An 18,441-nucleotide genomic window follows, 5' to 3' on the forward strand; every position below is an offset into this window, starting at 1 on the left:
ACAGCGACCGTGAAAAATAATGCTGAAAAAGATCGTCTCCCGTACGTGGGTGAACGATGGCGATGGCGTGCCTGATTTTTTAATCAGCAGGCACTGTTAGGGTTGGTTTTTGGCGCATAGATAGATCTCGCTGCTTTTCCTTCTAATGCGTTAGTTCATAAAGTTGGTCCCTTCTTTTATTTAGTGTCTGCTCAGATCGCCCTTATTATCGTTTTTGGCATTATGAGATAGAGACATGACTCCTGAATTATTTGCGGAACTAGCCGCGCAGAATTACAACCGCATTCCCGTTACACGTGAAGTTTTAGCCGATCTGGATACGCCCTTATCTACCTACAAAAAACTGGCTAATACGGCGTATAGCTACCTTTTAGAATCTGTTGAAGGTGGTGAGAAATGGGGGCGTTACTCCATTATCGGTTTGCCTTGTCGGACGATTTTGAAAGTACATGGCGAAAAAATCTCAATTACAGAAGACGGTAAGGTTATAGAAGAGCTGGAGATGTCTGATCCTTTGGATTTTGTAGAGACATTTCAAGCACGCTACCGCGTACCGCAGTTAGAGGGGATGCCGCGTTTTAATGGCGGTCTGGTCGGGTACTTTGGTTATGATTGCGTACGTTATGTTGAAAAACGCTTAAAAGATAGCTGCCCTGAAGACCTGTTGGGTACACCTGATATTTTGTTGATGGTGTCTGATGAGGTTGTTGTGTTTGATAACCTTGCAGGCAAGTTGATCTTGATCTCACATGCTGATCCAGCTGAAGATCAAGCTTATGAGAAAGCGCAGGCGCGTCTTGATCAGTTGGTAGAGAAGCTTCATGCAGCTACGCCTTACGAAGCAACACCGGCAGAACAACAACGCGAAGTATCGGAAACAGAATTTAAGTCGAGCTATGGAGAGCAGGCTTTTAAAGATTCTGTGGATAAAATCAAGGAGTACGTTCTTGATGGCGATATCATGCAATGCGTTATTTCTCAGCGCATGTCGATTCCTTTTAAAAGCAAGCCGTTAGATCTATACCGAGCGCTACGCTGTCTTAACCCTTCCCCTTACATGTATGTTCTCAATCTTGATGATTTTCATGTGGTTGGTTCCTCTCCTGAAATATTGGCACGTGTGGAAGATAATCAGGTGAGTGTTCGTCCAATAGCCGGCACACGTAAGCGTGGTTTGACGCCAGAAGAAGATCTAGCGATGGAGAAAGAATTGCTGGCAGATCCGAAAGAGATCGCAGAGCACTTGATGCTGATTGATCTGGGCCGTAACGATGTTGGCCGTGTGGCTGAAATTGGTGGGGTTGAGTTAACTGATAAGATGGTTATTGAGCGCTATTCCCATGTTATGCACATTGTTTCGAATGTAAACGGCAAGCTGAAGCCGGATGTTTCTGCGATGGATGTGCTGCGTGCAACTTTACCAGCAGGTACCTTAAGTGGTGCTCCTAAAGTACGTGCGATGGAAATTATCGATGAAATGGAGCCTGTGAAGCGCGGCGTTTATGGTGGCGCGGTAGGTTATCTTTCTTGGAATGGTAATATGGACACAGCGATCGCAATTCGCACAGCTGTTATCAAAGATGAAGTGCTGCATATTCAAGCAGGTGCAGGTGTTGTAGCTGATTCTGTGCCGCGTTTGGAGTGGAAAGAAACCATGAATAAGGGCCGTGCAGTCTTCAGTGCGGTTGCTATGGTTGAGCGAGGCTTGGATAATCTATGATATTGCAAAATCAATCAGCTAATTTCATCTTATTAGGGGCTGAATAATGTTATTAATGATCGATAACTACGATTCGTTTACATACAACGTAGTTCAGTATCTGGGTGAGCTTGGCGCTGATGTGCGTGTTTATCGTAATGATGAAATTACGATTGAAGAGATCGAAGCGCTGAATCCGGATCATCTTGTCATCTCTCCAGGCCCATGCACCCCAAATGAAGCGGGTGTCTCTGTAGCCGCAATTGAACACTTTGCAGGTAAGTTGCCAATTCTTGGGATCTGTTTAGGTCATCAGAGTATTGGTCAGGCTTTTGGTGGCGATATAGTGCGAGCTAAGCAGGTGATGCACGGTAAAACTTCTCCTGTTCATCATATAGACGCCGGTGTATTTGAAGGGCTAGCACAACCTGTAGAAGTGACTCGCTACCATTCGCTTGTAATTGATCAAAATACGCTTCCGGATTGCTTGGAAGTGACCTCTTGGACTCAAGATGAACTGGGTAATCTCGATGAGATTATGGGTGTTAGACATAAGACTCTAGATATTGAGGGAGTTCAGTTTCACCCTGAATCTATTTTGACGGAGCAAGGCCATGATTTATTGGCTAACTTCTTGAAACGCACTAAGCCTGCAGCTTGAAATTACTAAGGATAATCAATGGATATTAAACAAGCATTAGCTTTGGTTGTGGATCGTCAAGACCTTTGCCAAGAAGATATGCGTGCTGTGATGAATCAGATCATGACAGGACAGGCGACTGATGCACAGATCGGTGGTTTATTGATCGCTTTGCGTATGAAAGGCGAAACCGTCAATGAAATAACTGGTGCAGCTGATGCAATGCGATCGCTAGCAACGCCAGTGGATATTAATGTGCCTAACGCCGTTGATATCGTTGGCACCGGTGGTGATGGCGCGAATCTGTTTAACGTTTCTAGTGCTTGTTCTTTTGTTGTCGCTGCGGCTGGTGGTCATGTTGCTAAACACGGTAATCGCTCTGTCTCTTCTAGCTCCGGTTCTGCTGACTTGTTAGAAACTGCGGGCATTAATTTAGAGCTTAAGCCTGAAGAGATCGCACAATGTATTGAGAAGATCGGTTTGGGCTTTATGTTTGCTCCTCAGCATCACAGTGCAATGAAGTATGCGATTGGTCCTCGTAAAGAGATGTCTCTAAGAACCTTATTTAATATCTTGGGACCTTTGACTAACCCTGCAGGTGTTAAGCATTACTTGTTGGGTGTATTTGATAAAACACTTTGCCGCCCTCTAGCTGAGGCTTTGCAGGCATTAGGTGCAGTTCATGCGATGGTTGTACACGCGGCAGAAGGTTTGGATGAAATTAGTTTGGCTGGTGATACTTATGTGGCTGAACTGAAAGACGGTGAAGTGAGAGAGTATACTTTGACCGCTGAGGATGCTGGGCTTAGCAAGCAAACGCTAGAAGGGTTGCAGGTAAACAGCTCTGCTGAAAGTTTGGAAATGATTCAAGCAGCTTTTGCCGGTGAGCATGCTAAAGCAGTTGATATGATTGCTATCAATGCTGGTGCGGCTCTCTATGTTTCGGATCAGGCCGTTAGCCTTAAAGAGGGCGTGGCGTTGGCTAAAGAGACGATTTTGAGTGGTGCGGCTGCATCTAAAGTTAAAGAATTGGCTGACTTTAGTCAGGCGTTTAAGGGTTAAAAGATGTCAGATACACCAACGATTTTAAAGAAAATTCTTGCCCGTAAAGCGCAAGAAGTTGCAGAGCGACAGCCAAAAGTTTCTATTGCTGATCTTAAAGCGCGTATTGCAGATCAAAAGGGGAGTGATTTCGATCCTCGTGGTTTTGTTGCAAATATGGAAAAAGCGATTGCTGAAGGGCGTTCTGCGGTTATTGCTGAAGCAAAGAAGCATAGTCCGTCTAAAGGATTGTTGAGAGATCCGTTTGTGCCAGCTGATATTGCTAAATCTTATGAGTTGGGTGGTGCAAGTTGTTTGTCGGTTTTGACGGATAAAGATTATTTCCACGGTAGCGAAGAGTATCTGATGCAGGCACGTGCAGCCTGTTGTTTACCGATTATCCGTAAAGACTTTATTGTTGATCCATACCAGGTATATGAGGCGCGTGCTATTGGTGCTGACTGCATCTTATTGATCGTCTCTGCCTTAGAAGATCAGCAAATGGCTGATTTGAATGGTTTGGCGCTTGAGTTGGGAATGGACGTCTTAATTGAAGTTCATGGTGCTGATGAATTAGAGCGTTCTCTTCCGCTAAATAATAAGTTGGTTGGTATTAATAACCGAAATCTACATACCTTTGAGGTGACGTTAAATAATACCTATGATTTGCTGAGCTCTATTTCAGAAGATCGAATTGTCGTTACTGAAAGTGGTATCCATAGTCGCGAAGATGTGCAGGCAATGCGCGAACATAATGTTCATAGCTTCTTGGTAGGTGAAGCGTTTATGCGTGCTGAAAATCCAGGCCAAAAATTAAAAGAATTGTTTGAGTAAGGTTGTAGCTTTATGAGTATGAGTGCCAAGGTTAAATGGGATGGTGATGTGCGTTTTCAAGGCACAACCGGTTCTGGCTTTGATCTAATGATCGATGGCGAGCTGAAGCAGGGGCCTCGCCCTATGGAGCTTATGCTTCTAGGCTTGGGTGGCTGTACTAGCTACGATGTTGTGGGTATTTTGAAAAAAACGCGTCAAGATGTAGTTGATTGTGTTGCAGAAATTGAGTCTGAGCGCGCTGACGAAGTACCAGCAGTTTTTACTAAAATCCACATAAAATTTGTAGTTAGTGGTCGGGGCTTGAGCGAGAAGAAAGTGGAGCGTGCTGTAAAGTTGTCGGCTGAACAATATTGCTCTGCATCCTTGATGCTTGAGCGAGGCGGTGTTGAAATCACCCACAGCTTTGAGATTGTTGAAGTAGAATAATCTCATTTTTGAGTGATTTTCCTGATAAAGGGCTGCTTTTTAGTGGCCTTTTTTATTTTTTACTGGAGTCTCACTATTTATCCGCTATATTAGTTGCAATGTTATTTAGTTAGTTGCTTGTTTTTTAAGGTTATTGTGCCCCTTTTCGATGGATGTAGGGTTTGATTTTTATCTCCTAAAAGGGCTTGTATAGGTAAGATCTAGGGGATTTGGTGGGGCGATGCGCTTATCGATATCTAAAACGCTGGCTATAGGTATAGTGACGCTGCAGATCGTAACGGTCTGTGTGATTCTGGCCTCGTCCTATATCACCACTGAGCAGGTCCTAATAGGCCATGCCCAAAAATTAATGCGTAATCTATCGCGCGAAGTTATCCAGCATTCTGAAGAATTCCTTTCTCCAGCGCGTTCTGCTGTAAGTCTGACCCAGAGCTTGGCTCGGAACGAGGTTGTAAGCGAAGAGAGCCCCGATGAGATGGAGCAGTATTTCTTCGAACAGCTTATGTTGTTCCCTCATATTGCAGGTATCTATTACGGTAACCTTGATGGGGATTTCTATTTTGTACGTAGAAGCTCCGAAATAAGTCCATACCAAATTAAGCGTATCAATGAAGAGGCTGGGGAAAGAACTGTCGTTAATCGTTGGTTTGGTCAAGATCAAGAGCTGGTGAAAACAGCTGAAGATCCATTTGATTCTTATGATCCAAGAACGCGGCCGTGGTTTACGAAAGCTTTAGGTGAAAGGCAGCAAACTTGGACGGACCCCTATCTGTTTTTTACCTCTCAAACACCGGGAATTACCGTAGCCAGTCCAGTATTTACTAAGGATAGCGAGCTCATCGGCGTTGTCGGAGTAGATATCGACCTATCAGCTCTATCAGATTTTTTGGGTTACCTCGAATTAAGTGAGCATGCTTCTGCGTTGATTATGAATAATAACGGCGATGTGATAGCGCACCGTAACCTTCAGGGTACTTATGCTCAGAATGAAGAGGTTAAACGTCTGTTGAAGGTTGGTGAGCTGAGTAATAAAGCAACTCGCGCAGCGGTTGATTCGCTCGAACGTGCTCCGGGTTGGTATGTTTTGAACACGTCGTTGAATACTAGCTATACGCACGAAGGGAAAAAATACCACGCGGTATTTACGCCGTTTTCAGATAACTGGCCTTGGCTATTAGGCCTATATGTACCTGAAGATGACTTCCTTACAGAAATTAAAGCAAATCAGAAATTTAACTTTATTGTCGCTGGAGGGATAACTCTACTCAGTTTGATTGTGGGTATCTGGTTTGCACGTTCATTGTCGCGTCCGATTGTTAGATTACAGCAGAGTGTTGAGTCGGTTAAAAAGGGGCAGCTGGAGGTTAATATCGATGCTGGCGCCAGTATATTTCATGATATCTCTGATACGACTCATGCATTTAAGGGTTTGGTTAGTTTCCTAAAAGACAATCAGCAAAAAAGTGAAGCTTTGAGAAAACGTCTGACTCAGCAGGCACACTTTATGGAAGCGGTATTGGCCAACATTGATAGCGGTGTTGTGGTTTGTGATGTTGAGGGGCGTTTTGTTTATTCAAACCGTGTGGTAAATCAGCTCAGGGGCTTGGCTGAAGGTGCTCATCTTGAGCGCTTTGAAGATGCTCCCTTTAAGCTGTTTGCGGCGGATGGTGTAACTCAGCTGGATAAATCGCAATGGCCAATATTTAGGGCGTTGAATGGTGAGCATATCTCAAATCTAGAGATCGTTATTGTTTCAAATACGAGCGAGCCTAAACGTGTTTATGTTAGTGGTCAGCCGCTATTTGATACCTCCGGTGAGAAGCTGGGTGCTTATGTGTCGATGCATCAAGTGAGTTGATGTTTCTAAATGCCTCTCTTGCTAGTCTTTTCCTTGCATAGCTCTTGTTAGGCGCGTAGAATTACGCGTCCTTTGGAGAACTATTTCCAATCTCCTTGCTGCCTACCACATGGTGTGGTCAGGGGGCTATTAACCCGAAAGGAGCTAAAATGCGTCATTATGAAATCGTATTTCTGGTTCACCCGAACCAGAGTGAGCAGGTTTCTGCGATGGTTGAGCGTTACACCTCTCTAATTGAAGGTGCAGAAGGCACAATTCATCGTCTAGAAGACTGGGGCCGCCGTCAGTTGGCTTACCCAATCAACAATGCTCATAAAGCACACTATGTCCTGATGAACATCGAATGTGGTCAGGAAACACTAGACGAGCTGGAAAACCTATTCCGTTACAACGATGCTGTTCTGCGTAACATGGTTATCCGTCGTAAAGAAGCGATCACTGAGATCTCTCCAATCAAAGCTGCTGAATCTCGCGAAGAGCGTAAGCCTCGCCGTGAAGAAAAGCCTGCTGAAAAGCCAGCTGAAGAAGCAGCACCTGCTGCGGAAGCTTCTGAAGAAGCTGCTGAGTAATTTAATTTCTGAGGAGAGATACAATGGCTCGTTTTTTCCGCCGTCGTAAGTTCTGCCGTTTTACGGCTGAAGGTGTTCAAGAGATCGATTACAAAGATCTGGACACGCTAAAAGGTTACATCACCGAAACTGGCAAAATCGTACCTAGCCGTATTACAGGTACTAAAGCGCGTTACCAGCGTCAGCTGGCAACTGCTATCAAGCGTGCTCGTTTCGTAGCGCTACTACCTTACACTGATAGCCATCAGTAATTAGGTAGGAGAGTCGCTATGCGTGCCTTGGCCAAATTGGTCATGAAAGGCCGTAAACAAGCGGCTTTTGTGGCGGTTATCGCCGCCTTGCTGCCATTACTATATTGGGTAAGTGCAGCTGCCGTCGCTTTGGTTACTTTACGTAAAGGCCGAAGTGAAGGCACCGGATTACTGGTTTGGGCATTGTTGCCTGCTGGAGTCTGGGCATACAGTGTGTCTGATCCGACACCACTGGCTGTAATTGTAGGAACTTATATCCTTGCAATTACTTTGAGAGAGACAGTTTCTTGGGCGAAAGTGCTGATGATTGCACTGCCTGTAGGAGCTATAGCGAGCGTAGGCATGGATATAATGCTTAGCAGCTATCTCGACGAAGTAATTAAACGGTTGGATGAGTTTTTAGTGCAGTCAGCTAGTCAGGCTAACCAAGAGGTTAAGCTTGATCCTGAGCAGCTAAGGCAGCTCATGTTGGGCGGATTAACATCAGTGCATACGGTAATGATGCTTGTCAGTGTAATGCTGGCGCGCTCTTGGCAAGCTGGGTTATACAACCCGAGCGGTTTTCAGCGAGAGTTTCATGTATTGAGACTGCCTCAGCTGTATACAGGAGTGTTAATAGCGGCATCGTTCGTTTGCTACCAGTTAGATCTGGAGTCGTTACGCTGGTTACCACTGTTGCTGTTACCTTGGATCATTGCGGGTATCGCATTGGTGCATGGCAGTTTGGCTAAACGTGATTTAGGAAGGTCTTGGTTGGTTGCCTTTTATGTTGCAGCCTTCTTTATGGGACCGTATGTGATTACGCTGCTGGTATTTGCGGCTGCTATTGATAGTTTTGTCGATATCAGGGCGCGAATTCCAGTTAAGAATTAGGACTGCAATTCTTTGCAGAACAAAAGAGGTTTACGAGATGGAAGTTATTCTGCTCGAGAAAATTGGTAAGCTAGGTAACCTCGGTGACAAAGTTTCCGTAAAAAGCGGTTTCGGTCGTAACTACCTAGTACCGCAGGGCAAAGCTGTTCCTGCAACTGAAGCTAACGTTGCTAAATTTGAAGAGCGTCGTGCTGAGCTAGAAGCTGCAGCTGCTGAAAAACTAGCTGCTGCTACTGCGCGTGCTGAAGCGCTGAACGAGAAAGAAGTTACTATCACTGCTAAGTGTGGTGACGAAGGTAAGTTGTTCGGTTCTATCGGTACTCGTGACATCGCTGACGCTGTAACTGCTGCTGGTGCAGACGTTGATAAGAGTGAAGTTCGTCTTCCTGAAGGTGCTCTACGCGCTATCGGTGAATTCGACATCGCTATTCAACTACACCCAGAAGTTACTGCTACAGTTAAGCTTGCTGTTGTAGGCGAGTAATCGTCTTTAGCTAAGCTGTACTGTACTGTACTATAAAGCACTGCGTGGATTTTCCATGCGGTGCTTTTTTGTTTTTAGGCTGTTGTGAATGATGGAAAAAAGTGAACTAACGGATGAAGATCTAGCAAGGATCAAAGTGCCTCCCCATTCTATGGAAGCTGAGCAATCGGTTTTGGGTGGTTTGATGCTAGATAACAATGCTTGGGATACCGTCTCTGAGGTGGTCCTAGATGATAACTTCTATCGTCAGGAGCATCGCAAAATCTATCGTACGATGCGGAAGCTGGTTAACGATGGTAATCCGATTGATGTTGTTACTTTATCAGAAGAGTTGGATCGTACCGGTGATCTAGAAAGTGCGGGCGGGCTAGATTATTTGATCGAGCTTGCTAAGAACACGCCAAGTGCGTCCAACATCCGTGCTTATTCTGAAATTGTTCGCGACCGTTCCCTTTTGCGTCAAATGATCTCGGCAGCCAATGAAATCGCCGATGATGCCTTTAATCCCGATGGCAAATCTTCCGAAGAGATTTTGAACTCCGCGGAGCAAAAGATCTTCCAAATTGCGGAAGACCGCCCTAATCAAGGCGGTCCTGAAGGTGTAAATGAGCTACTGAAAAAAGCAGTAGATCGAATTGATACCTTATTTAACAGTGATGGGGATATGACCGGTGTAACTACCGGATTTGATGATCTTGATGCCAAAACGGCAGGCCTTCAGCCTTCGGACCTAATTATTGTTGCTGCACGTCCTTCGATGGGTAAAACCACATTTGCCATGAACTTGGTGGAAAATGCCTTAATGGCGAGTAATAAGCCAGTTTTGGTATTTAGTTTGGAGATGCCTGCGGAACAGTTGATGACGCGTATGTTGTCTTCGTTGGGTCGTATCGATCAGACGCGAGTGCGGACTGGTTCGTTGGAAGAAGAGGATTGGCCAAAACTTACAACAGCCGTCAATATGATGCGTGATAAGCCTTTGTTTATTGATGATCAGGCAGGTATCAGTCCTAACGAATTGCGTACCCGTGCTCGTCGAATCGTGCGTGAGCATGGTCCATTATCTCTGATCATGATTGACTATCTGCAGTTAATGCAGATGAAAACCCCGGGTATTGAAAGTCGTACCCAAGAGATTTCTGAAATATCTCGTTCTTTGAAGGCGATAGCGAAAGAGCTTGAATGTCCTGTTGTTGCCTTGTCTCAGCTTAACCGTACGCTTGAGCAGCGTCCGAATAAGCGCCCTGTAAACTCAGATTTGCGTGAATCGGGTGCGATTGAGCAGGATGCTGACGTGATTATGTTTATCTACCGCGATGAAGTTTATAACGAAGATTCAGAGCACAAGGGTGTGGCTGAAATTATCATTGGTAAGCAGCGTAACGGCCCAATCGGTACGAGTCGTCTGGCCTTTATTGGTAAGTACACTAAGTTTGAAAACTTGGCTCCTGATGTCTATGCGCAATATGCTGGTATGGATGATTAAAAGTACTTGGGGTTGATATAGTGTCTGAAGTTGATACTCTGATCTTGGCTTTTTAATTAATTATCATAGAGTTATTCTAATAACTGCTAAGCTGATAGTGTTTTATTGTTGTTAGTATTCGGTACTGTCGTTACATCTAAATAATCTGGATAGGGCGTGTTTTTGCACTAGAATAGTGCTGATGTTTGCCCAACTATAGTGCTCTTTTAAGTGAGAAACGGCTCGAAAAAAATTATTAAATTCATATGTAGATAAATACCCACTTTATTGGTGAATATTGGGGTTTAGGAAGGTGAGTTTCCATGGACAGTGTGAATAAAAACATAGAAAATTGGGTTGTTTTCATGCCCTTACGTTAGGGTGGTTGCAAAGTAGTGAAAACGCATTTCTATCCATTCTTGGTAATGGGATTAACCGGAAAAAGACACGTATGAAATTGTTTGCGGTATTGTTATTACCCTTATTGGGCAGCCTTGTGCCATTGTATGCTGCTCGTTTTAGTCGAACCGTCTGTACTATTTTAACTGCGATTGCACCTGCGGTTGCTTTAGGAATAGTTCTCTCTATCAGTCCACAGTTACTTCAAGGCGAGGTGTTTGCTCACGCTGTTGATTGGGTGCCTGCGGCTGGTTTGGAACTATCTGTCAGGCTCGATGGTTTAAGCTTCCTTTTCTTATTGTTGATATTGGGCATCGGTCTTTTGATCATTTTGTATGCTCGGTATTACTTATCCCAGAAAGACTCTATAGGTAAATTCTTTGCCTATTTGATGCTGTTCATGACCGCTATGGTGGGGATCGTTGCTTCGGGCAACTTGATTCAAATGTGGTTCTTCTGGGAATTGACTAGTATTAGTTCTTTCCTGCTTATTAGCTTCTGGTCAGATAAAACAGAAGCACGTAAAGGCGCGCGTATGGCGCTGACTGTAACAGGTGCGGGTGGTTTAGCACTGTTAGCAGGCGTGATTCTAATTGGCCAAGTAGTTGGCAGTTATGATCTTCAAGCAGTGCTCGATAGTGGTGACTTAATTCGAGAATCTGCTCAGTATCCATTTATCTTGGTGTTAGTGCTTTTGGGGGCTTTTACAAAATCTGCTCAGTTCCCATTCCACTTCTGGCTCCCAAATGCGATGGCAGCTCCAACTCCTGTAAGTGCATACCTTCACTCAGCGACGATGGTAAAAGCGGGTATCTTCCTGATGGCGCGTTTCTACCCAGTACTATCTGGAACAGATATGTGGTTCTTGATTGTGAGTATCACAGGTCTATGTACGCTGTTAGTCGGTGCCTATATCGCGCTCTTTAAGCATGATTTAAAAGGCCTTCTTGCTTATTCAACAATCAGTCATCTTGGCTTGATTACGCTGTTGTTAGGTATGGATACACGAATGGCTGCTGTCGCTGCAATCTTCCATATCATTAACCACGCGACCTTTAAAGCATCGCTCTTTATGGCGGCGGGTATTATCGATCACGAGGCTGGTTCACGTGATATGCGTCAGCTAAATGGCCTGTGGAAATATATGCCGTATACCGCGACCTTAGCGATTATCGCTGCTGCGTCTATGGCAGGTGTGCCGTTGCTAAATGGTTTCCTATCTAAAGAGATGTTCTTCACGGAAGCATTGGATCAAGCAACCCTAGGTTCACTCTCTTGGGTGATACCGGTGTTGGCGACAGTAGGTGCGGCTTTCTCTGTAGCGTATTCATTGCGTTTTATCCATGATGTTTTCTTTAATGGTGAGCCGGTTAATTTGCCGAAAACACCGCATGAGCCGCCTCGCTACATGAAAGTACCGGTAGAAATCCTGGTCGCTATTTGTATTGTTGTGGGCTTGGTTCCAGGCATCGTTGTTATTGATCTACTGAATGCAGCTTCAATCGCTACTTTGCAAGGCCCAATGCCTGAATTTAGCTTAGCGATTTGGCACGGCTTTAACGTACCGTTGTTGATGAGTGTGCTGGCCATGCTCGGTGGCTTTATCATCTACTACAACCGTAAAAAGCTTTTCCAATTCCAAGGCCAATTCCCAGAGCCAGATTCTAAATTGGTATTTGAAGGTTGGGTGCAAAGACTGGTTAACTCAACTCGCGCAGTCAATGAGTGGATTGAAAACGGTTCACTACAACGTTATTTGTCTATTTTCTTGTTTATGATCTTCGCGGTTTCAGTTATGCCTCTGGTTTATTTACAAGAAACCGCAGGGAATAGATCACAAATACCGCTTGATTATGCTTCGGGTACAGCCGCTTTGCTGTTGATCCTGGCTGCGATTGCGACCATGGTTTGGCACAGAAAACGTTTAACCTCTCTACTGATGCTTTCTGTCGTAGGTCTAATCGTGTCGGTAGCCTTTACTCGTTTCTCTGCGCCAGACCTTGCACTAACGCAGTTGGCTGTAGAAGTAGTAACCGTCATCCTGTTGATGCTTGCATTGTTCTTCTTGCCTAAGACTACACCGAAAGAATCGTCTCCTCGACGTTTGGTTCGTGACCTCAGTATCTCGGCATTGATCGGTGGCATCATTGGTACGGTTAACTACGCAATGATGACGCGTCCGCTTGAATCGATCTCTGATTTCTTCGTTGCGAACAGTAAAACAGGTGGCGGCGGAACAAACGTGGTTAACGTGATTCTGGTGGACTTCCGTGGTTTTGATACCTTTGGTGAAATTACGGTACTGGGTATTGCAGCGTTGGGTATCTATAAACTGATTGTTCGTATGCGTCTTTACATGCCTTCTGGTGATGAGCATGGCCGTCACTGGAGCACTGATTCCCATCCAATGGTACTGTCGACGATTTCTCAGATGTTACTGCCTTTGGCGTTACTGGTCTCAGTTTACATCTTCTTGCGCGGCCATAATGAACCGGGCGGTGGTTTCATTGCAGGCCTTATCACGGCCGTGGCAATAATCCAGCAGTACATTGCGAATGGTGTTGAATGGATGAAAGAGAACATTCGTCTGAAATATCAGGCGCTGATTGGTTCCGGTCTGTTGATTGCATTTATGACCGGGGTCGGTAGTTTCATATTCGATCGTCCATTCCTAACTTCATGGTTTGATTACTTCAAATGGCCTTGGGTCGGCAAATTTGAGCTGGCGAGTGCCATGTTGTTTGACTTGGGTGTTTATCTCACTGTTGTTGGTGCAACCATGATGATTTTGGCAAACCTAGGTAAATTGACAACTTCAGAACGAGTAGACGCTCGTGAGTTGGAGAACCTGTAATGGAATTAATGTATGCGCTCTGCGTGGGTGTGTTAACGACCTGCGGTATTTTTCTGACTCTTCGAGGTCGTACGTTCCCTGTAGTTATGGGACTGACAATGCTGTCCTATGCTGTAAACCTTTTCCTATTCTCCAGCGGTCGACTGGTTGTTAATGGGGCTGCTATTTTAGGCTCGTCTGAACAATATGCCGATCCTCTGCCTCAAGCATTGGTTCTGACTGCCATCGTGATTGGCTTTGCGATGACGGCGTACGCGGTCATCTTAGCGATGAGGGCTCGTGCGGATTTGGGTAATGACCATGTTGATGGGCGTGAAAAAGCTTTGGATATTGAGAAGAAGGATAAGTCGAAATGATGCAGCATCTTCCGATTTTACCTGTTTTACTGCCAATGCTAACGGCGGTGCTTATGATGTTGCCGCCTTTCTCTACGACGCTAAACCGTCAGAGGTTCATCACTTTTGTTGGTGCAGCAGTTACTTTAATTGTCGCAATTCAATTGCTGATTACGGCGGGTAGCGGTGAAATTACCATTTATCAGTTAGGTAACTGGCAAGCGCCATTCGGTATTGTTCTTGTTGCTGATCGCTTATCTAGTTTGATGATCTTGCTGACCATGGTTCTAGCCTTTGGTGCTTTGCTCTATGGTGCCGCAGGGGATGATCGAGCAGGTATGTTCTTCTATCCGCTGTTTATGTTCCAGTTGATGGGGATTAACGGAGCATTCCTTACAGGGGATATCTTTAACCTGTTCGTATTCTTCGAGGTGCTGTTGCTTGCTTCTTATGCGTTGGTTGTTCACGGCGGTGGTAAGCAGAAGACGTTGGCGAGCGTACATTATGTAACGTTAAACCTCGTGGGTTCAGCGCTATTTCTGTTCGCACTAGGGATTATGTATGGGGTCTTGGGAACTCTAAATATCGCCGATATGGCAGTGAAAATTCGTACCTTGTCTGGCGAGGATAAATTGCTCGCACAAATCGGCGGTATGATGCTTTTACTTGTTTTTGGTTTGAAGTCTGCGATGTTCCCACTGCACTTCTGGCTATCGAGAACCTACTCGAGTGTTAGCGCACCTGTAGCCGCGTTATTCGCGATTATGACCAAGGTAGGTATATACAGTATTTTGCGTATCTTTACCGTTGTTTTTGGCGACTATGCTGGCGAGTTAGCTAACCTTGCTGGTCCTTGGTTATGGCCGATCGCGGTGCTGACACTCGTTATGGGTGCTATAGGCGCTCTAGCAAGTCAGACATTGCGTATGTTGGTTTCTAATCTAGTGATTGTTTCTGTCGGTACGCTACTGTGTGCTTTGGCAATCAATACACCTGAATCTGCATCCGCGGCACTTTATTATCTGATCCATTCAACGCTTATTACTGGCGCGATGTTCCTGCTTGCTGATGCTATTGCTGAACAGAGGGGTAAAGTATCAGATCGTTTTGCTCGTTCTCGTAGAATGTGTCAGTCGCTTCCGCTTGGAATTGCATTTGCGCTAGCTGCTATATCAATGATTGGTTTGCCGCCTTTCTCAGGCTTCTTGGGGAAAGTGATGATACTGCAAACGGCTGTGGAGCCTGCAGAGATGGCTTGGGCATGGTCTGCTATTTTGCTTGCTAGCTTGATGGGTGTTGTCGCGATGTCGCGAGGCGGTTCTACTTTGTTTTGGCGAGTTAGCGGTGATGCAAACCACTGTGAAAAATTACCAAAAGTGAAGTTTGTTGCGGTCTTCTTCCTGCTTGTGATGTCGCCGCTATTGGTGATCTTTGGTGGTCCCGTGACTGAGTTTACTCAGGAAACCGCAAACCAAATTTATCAGCAAGCAGAAAATCCTTATATGTTGCTGCCAGCGTCAAATGAGAATGGAGGTTAAGGTATGAGTATGATCTTTCCAATGCCTTGGCAAAGCTTAATTTTATTTGTCGTTTGGCTGTTGCTGAATGAATCGATCGCACCGGGTCATCTGGTACTAGCTTCTATCTTAGCGATTGGCATTCCTTTACTGTTAAGAGGAACTCAACTTCACCGTTTAAATATAAACAAACCAGTTCAAGTGGTCTTATATGCTCTAAAAGTTTTAGGAGATATTGTCTCTGCAAACTTTGAAGTGGCTGTTCAAGTGCTTGGGCCTGCTAAACATTTGAAGCCTGGTTTTCTAGCGATTCCTTTGGATATAGAGGGCGACTTTCCTATTACTGTATTGGCCAGTACGATCTCTTTAACGCCAGGAACAGTAAGCGCTGAAGTTTCCATCGACCAGAAATGGTTATACGTGCATGCGCTTAACCTTGTGGATGAGGCGGGAACTATAAAAGAGATTAAAGAGCGCTACGAGCAGCCATTGAAGGAGATTTTCGGATGTTAATGTTCTGTCTTATTGCTGCTACAGCCATGGTTGTGATTGCGATGACGCTCAACCTTGTAACCTTGTTTAATGGTCCAGATCAGCCAGATCGCATTTTGGCGTTGGATACTATGTATATAAATAGTATTGCTTTGATCCTTTTGTTTGGCTTGATTATGGGCACATCGCTCTATTTTGAAGCGGCTCTTTTGATTGCAATGTTAGGTTTCGTAAGTACAGCGGCATTGTGTAAATATCTGTTACGTGGCGACATCATTGAGTAGGAATTAAGCATGGGTTTTTATATTGAGCTAATTGGCTCGGCATTGCTGCTAATGGGTGGAGCTTTTGTTCTTTTAGGCTCGATCGGTTTAATGAAAATGCCTGATTTTTATATGCGTTTGCATACACCGACGAAAGCTACAACCTTAGGTATGGGGGCTATTCTTATAGCTTCGATGTTGATCACTTCCTACCGTAATGGTGGCGTGAGTGCTCACGAGCTTTTGATTACGATCTTCCTTTTCATAACAGCGCCTGTAAGTGCAATGATGTTGGCGAAAACAGCATTACACCTGCAAGTAAAAATTCATAAAGGCAGCGTAAATGAAGAGTTAGCTGAACCGGCGAAACATCGGGAGCCGCCAGGGCAAAGCGAAAAGCCTGAAGGCTAAATTATTATGAAAAAGGGGCATTGAGTGCCCCTTTTTTTGTGTAGGAATATTTGCTTAAGCGTCTTTAATAACTTTGTTAATAAAAGCTTCTGGCACAGCAGTAACACTACGTTTTTCGTAGTCAAAGAAAACGACGCCCGTTTTCGCGTGTGCCACTTCAACAGCAGTTTTCTTGTTGGTTATCAGATAGAAAAAGTCGAATCCATACTTATTAATATCGGCTAATGCGATATCGATTTGCAGTTGGTCACCATGGAATCCTTCTGCTTTATATACGATGGCCGAGTCAGTCATGATAAGGCCAAGCCCTTCAATATCTAACTCTCCATAATGATAATGGCTGAGGAAGCGAATGCGCGCTTCATGCACGATAGAGAGCATGGCATCGTTACTTAGATGGCCACCGTAATTAATATCACTGATTCGCACAGGTAATTCTGTGGAAAAAATATAGTTGTCAGGCATATCTAGCTTAATGCGAGCCATATCTAATCCTTAAGGTTTGTAAACTGAGACAGCATCTACCATTCCAGAGGTGAGCTTTTCTAATTCATCGTTTGTCATGATGTAAGGTGGCATCACGTACACCAGTTTCCCGAAGGGTCTTATCCACAAATCGCGCTCTATAAATAGCTTTTGAATCTCGGCAGTATTAACAGCTTCTTTCATCTCGATGACGCCAATAGCGCCTAAGCTACGTACCTCATGTACATTATCTAACTCCGCTGCTGGTGCTAAGCCTGCTTTTAATCCGGCTTCGATTCGAGTGACGTTTGTCTGCCAGTCGTTTTTAACTAATAACTCTAAGCTTTTATTGGCAATAGCGCATGCTAGAGGGTTGCCCATAAACGTAGGTCCGTGCATAAAGCAGCCTGCACCACCTGCGGAGATTGTTTCACCGATATGTGTTGTCGTCAGTGTAGCTGCTAAAGACATGTAACCGCCGGTAATCGCCTTACCCAGACAAAGAATATCAGGTTCGATACCTGCATGTTCACACGCAAACAGCTTACCACTTCGACCAAAACCAGTCGCAATCTCGTCGGCAATAAGCAATACATCAAATTCAGTGCACAGTGCGCGAGCTTCTTTCAAATACTGCGGTGAGTAAAAGCGCATACCGCCTGCGCCCTGAACAACGGGCTCTAAGATCAGTGCTGTTATTTCTGAATGATGTTGTTCAAGTAATTGGCGTAAAGGAGCGATATCGCTTTCATCCCAGCTCTGTTCAAATTTTGTTTGAGGAGCTGGCGCAAAGAAATGTTGTGGTAGTACACCAGTAAAAATTTCATGCATGCCCGTAACCGGATCACATACGGCCATCGCACCAAAGGTATCACCGTGATAGCCATTTTTAATGGTAAGCAGCTTATGTTTTTCTGGCTTACCGCGGGCGTGTTGATATTGAATTGCCATTTTAAGAGCGACTTCAACGGCAACAGAGCCTGAGTCTGCGATAAACACTTTATCGAGATTGGCAGGAGTCATCTCTACCAGCTTTTGGCAGAGATTGATTGCAGGTTCATGAGTAAGGCCGCCAAACATGATATGCGCCACTTTATCGATCTGTTCATGTGCTGCTTGGTTTAATTCTGGATTGTTATAGCCGTGAATAACCGACCACCACGATGCCATCCCATCGATAAGTTCTTTGCCGTTACTTAGCTTTAATTTAACGCCACTAGCCGATTCGACAGGGTAAACCGCGGGAGGATTGATCATGGATGAGTAGGGGTGCCAAATGTGTTGCTGGTCAAAAGAAACCTGCTCAGAAGTGATCATGCTTAGGAGTGCCCTTAATCGAAATTTTTTAATTAGGAGTATTAGAGCCTGCTTAAAATTTTTGATCAAGACAAGTTCTTATTTTATCTCTGAACGATTGTTATGTAAGAAAGCTCTAAAATATGATTTTTTTGTAACATGTTAATAAATAAGCGAAAAGCTAATAAAAAATGAGTGATTATGAAAAAAAATTCACTTAATTTAGAACTTGGTGAAACTTTATTCACAAGCTGTAGTCACAAACGCAA

19 protein-coding genes are annotated in these 18,441 nt (G+C 44.6%); 17 read left to right on the forward strand and 2 right to left on the reverse strand.

The features are described from left to right. The first annotated feature begins 235 nt into the window (after positions 1-235). From trpE to ACMXYT_RS02990, 17 genes are all read left to right on the forward strand, one after another. Positions 236-1,720 (forward strand): anthranilate synthase component I, encoded by a 1,485-nt coding sequence (gene trpE / locus ACMXYT_RS02910; RefSeq protein ID WP_415900139.1) that lies wholly within the window; start codon positions 236-238, stop codon positions 1,718-1,720. A gap of 46 nt (positions 1,721-1,766) precedes the next feature. Continuing rightward, a complete protein-coding gene (locus ACMXYT_RS02915) occupies positions 1,767-2,360 on the forward strand; it encodes an aminodeoxychorismate/anthranilate synthase component II (protein WP_415900140.1) in 594 nt (197 codons plus the stop codon). 18 nt (positions 2,361-2,378) lie between these two features. Then, complete coding sequence (gene trpD / locus ACMXYT_RS02920; protein WP_415900141.1) at positions 2,379-3,401, forward strand: anthranilate phosphoribosyltransferase; 1,023 nt, start codon at positions 2,379-2,381, stop codon at positions 3,399-3,401. 3 nt (positions 3,402-3,404) lie between these two features. Continuing rightward, positions 3,405-4,214 carry an indole-3-glycerol phosphate synthase TrpC gene (gene trpC, locus ACMXYT_RS02925; RefSeq protein ID WP_415900142.1) on the forward strand — a complete coding sequence of 270 codons (810 nt, stop codon included), beginning with the start codon at positions 3,405-3,407 and terminating at the stop codon, positions 4,212-4,214. Positions 4,215-4,232: 18 nt separating this feature from the next. After that, positions 4,233-4,640 carry an OsmC family protein gene (locus ACMXYT_RS02930; RefSeq protein WP_415884634.1) on the forward strand — a complete coding sequence of 136 codons (408 nt, stop codon included), beginning with the start codon at positions 4,233-4,235 and terminating at the stop codon, positions 4,638-4,640. Positions 4,641-4,860: 220 nt separating this feature from the next. Continuing rightward, complete coding sequence (locus tag ACMXYT_RS02935; RefSeq protein WP_415900143.1) at positions 4,861-6,498, forward strand: cache domain-containing protein; 1,638 nt, start codon at positions 4,861-4,863, stop codon at positions 6,496-6,498. Between the two features lie 149 nt (positions 6,499-6,647). Next, positions 6,648-7,067: a 30S ribosomal protein S6 gene (rpsF, locus tag ACMXYT_RS02940; RefSeq protein ID WP_415883523.1), complete on the forward strand. Its 420-nt coding sequence runs from the start codon at positions 6,648-6,650 to the stop codon at positions 7,065-7,067. Positions 7,068-7,090: 23 nt separating this feature from the next. Further along, positions 7,091-7,318, forward strand: a complete 228-nt coding sequence (rpsR, locus tag ACMXYT_RS02945; RefSeq protein WP_007020960.1) for a 30S ribosomal protein S18 — start codon at positions 7,091-7,093, stop codon at positions 7,316-7,318. A gap of 18 nt (positions 7,319-7,336) precedes the next feature. Then, positions 7,337-8,191 (forward strand): hypothetical protein, encoded by an 855-nt coding sequence (locus ACMXYT_RS02950; protein ID WP_415900144.1) that lies wholly within the window; start codon positions 7,337-7,339, stop codon positions 8,189-8,191. Positions 8,192-8,228: 37 nt separating this feature from the next. Then, entirely contained in the window at positions 8,229-8,675 is a 447-nt protein-coding gene (gene rplI / locus ACMXYT_RS02955) for a 50S ribosomal protein L9 (protein WP_415883525.1), read from the forward strand. 91 nt (positions 8,676-8,766) lie between these two features. Next, positions 8,767-10,161 (forward strand): replicative DNA helicase, encoded by a 1,395-nt coding sequence (gene dnaB, locus ACMXYT_RS02960; protein ID WP_415901094.1) that lies wholly within the window; start codon positions 8,767-8,769, stop codon positions 10,159-10,161. 430 nt (positions 10,162-10,591) lie between these two features. Beyond that, positions 10,592-13,393: a monovalent cation/H+ antiporter subunit A gene (locus tag ACMXYT_RS02965; RefSeq protein ID WP_415893439.1), complete on the forward strand. Its 2,802-nt coding sequence runs from the start codon at positions 10,592-10,594 to the stop codon at positions 13,391-13,393. After that, on the forward strand, positions 13,393-13,749 hold the full coding sequence (locus tag ACMXYT_RS02970; RefSeq protein ID WP_415883527.1) for a Na+/H+ antiporter subunit C: 357 nt from the start codon (positions 13,393-13,395) through the stop codon (positions 13,747-13,749). Before ACMXYT_RS02965 ends, ACMXYT_RS02970 begins: the two co-directional genes overlap by 1 nt. Continuing rightward, a complete protein-coding gene (locus ACMXYT_RS02975; protein WP_415901095.1) occupies positions 13,749-15,266 on the forward strand; it encodes a monovalent cation/H+ antiporter subunit D in 1,518 nt (505 codons plus the stop codon). Before ACMXYT_RS02970 ends, ACMXYT_RS02975 begins: the two co-directional genes overlap by 1 nt. Before the next feature lie 3 nt (positions 15,267-15,269). Further along, positions 15,270-15,758 carry a Na+/H+ antiporter subunit E gene (locus ACMXYT_RS02980; protein WP_415900145.1) on the forward strand — a complete coding sequence of 163 codons (489 nt, stop codon included), beginning with the start codon at positions 15,270-15,272 and terminating at the stop codon, positions 15,756-15,758. After that, entirely contained in the window at positions 15,752-16,021 is a 270-nt protein-coding gene (locus ACMXYT_RS02985; protein WP_415883529.1) for a K+/H+ antiporter subunit F, read from the forward strand. Before ACMXYT_RS02980 ends, ACMXYT_RS02985 begins: the two co-directional genes overlap by 7 nt. A 9-nt stretch (positions 16,022-16,030) precedes the next feature. Next, positions 16,031-16,411: a Na+/H+ antiporter subunit G gene (locus ACMXYT_RS02990; RefSeq protein WP_415900146.1), complete on the forward strand. Its 381-nt coding sequence runs from the start codon at positions 16,031-16,033 to the stop codon at positions 16,409-16,411. A 54-nt stretch (positions 16,412-16,465) separates the two neighbouring features. On the opposite strand, the gene ACMXYT_RS02995 is transcribed toward ACMXYT_RS02990, so the two are convergent. Together ACMXYT_RS02995 and bioA are read right to left on the reverse strand one after the other, a co-directional pair. Then, positions 16,466-16,897, reverse strand: a complete 432-nt coding sequence (locus ACMXYT_RS02995; RefSeq protein ID WP_415887012.1) for an acyl-CoA thioesterase — start codon at positions 16,895-16,897, stop codon at positions 16,466-16,468. Positions 16,898-16,906: 9 nt separating this feature from the next. Continuing rightward, positions 16,907-18,193: an adenosylmethionine--8-amino-7-oxononanoate transaminase gene (gene bioA / locus ACMXYT_RS03000; protein ID WP_415911841.1), complete on the reverse strand. Its 1,287-nt coding sequence runs from the start codon at positions 18,191-18,193 to the stop codon at positions 16,907-16,909. Between the last annotated feature and the right edge of the window lie 248 nt (positions 18,194-18,441).

This window comes from Neptuniibacter sp. QD37_11 (assembly GCF_047778105.1).
GTDB lineage: Bacteria > Pseudomonadota > Gammaproteobacteria > Pseudomonadales > Balneatricaceae > Neptuniibacter.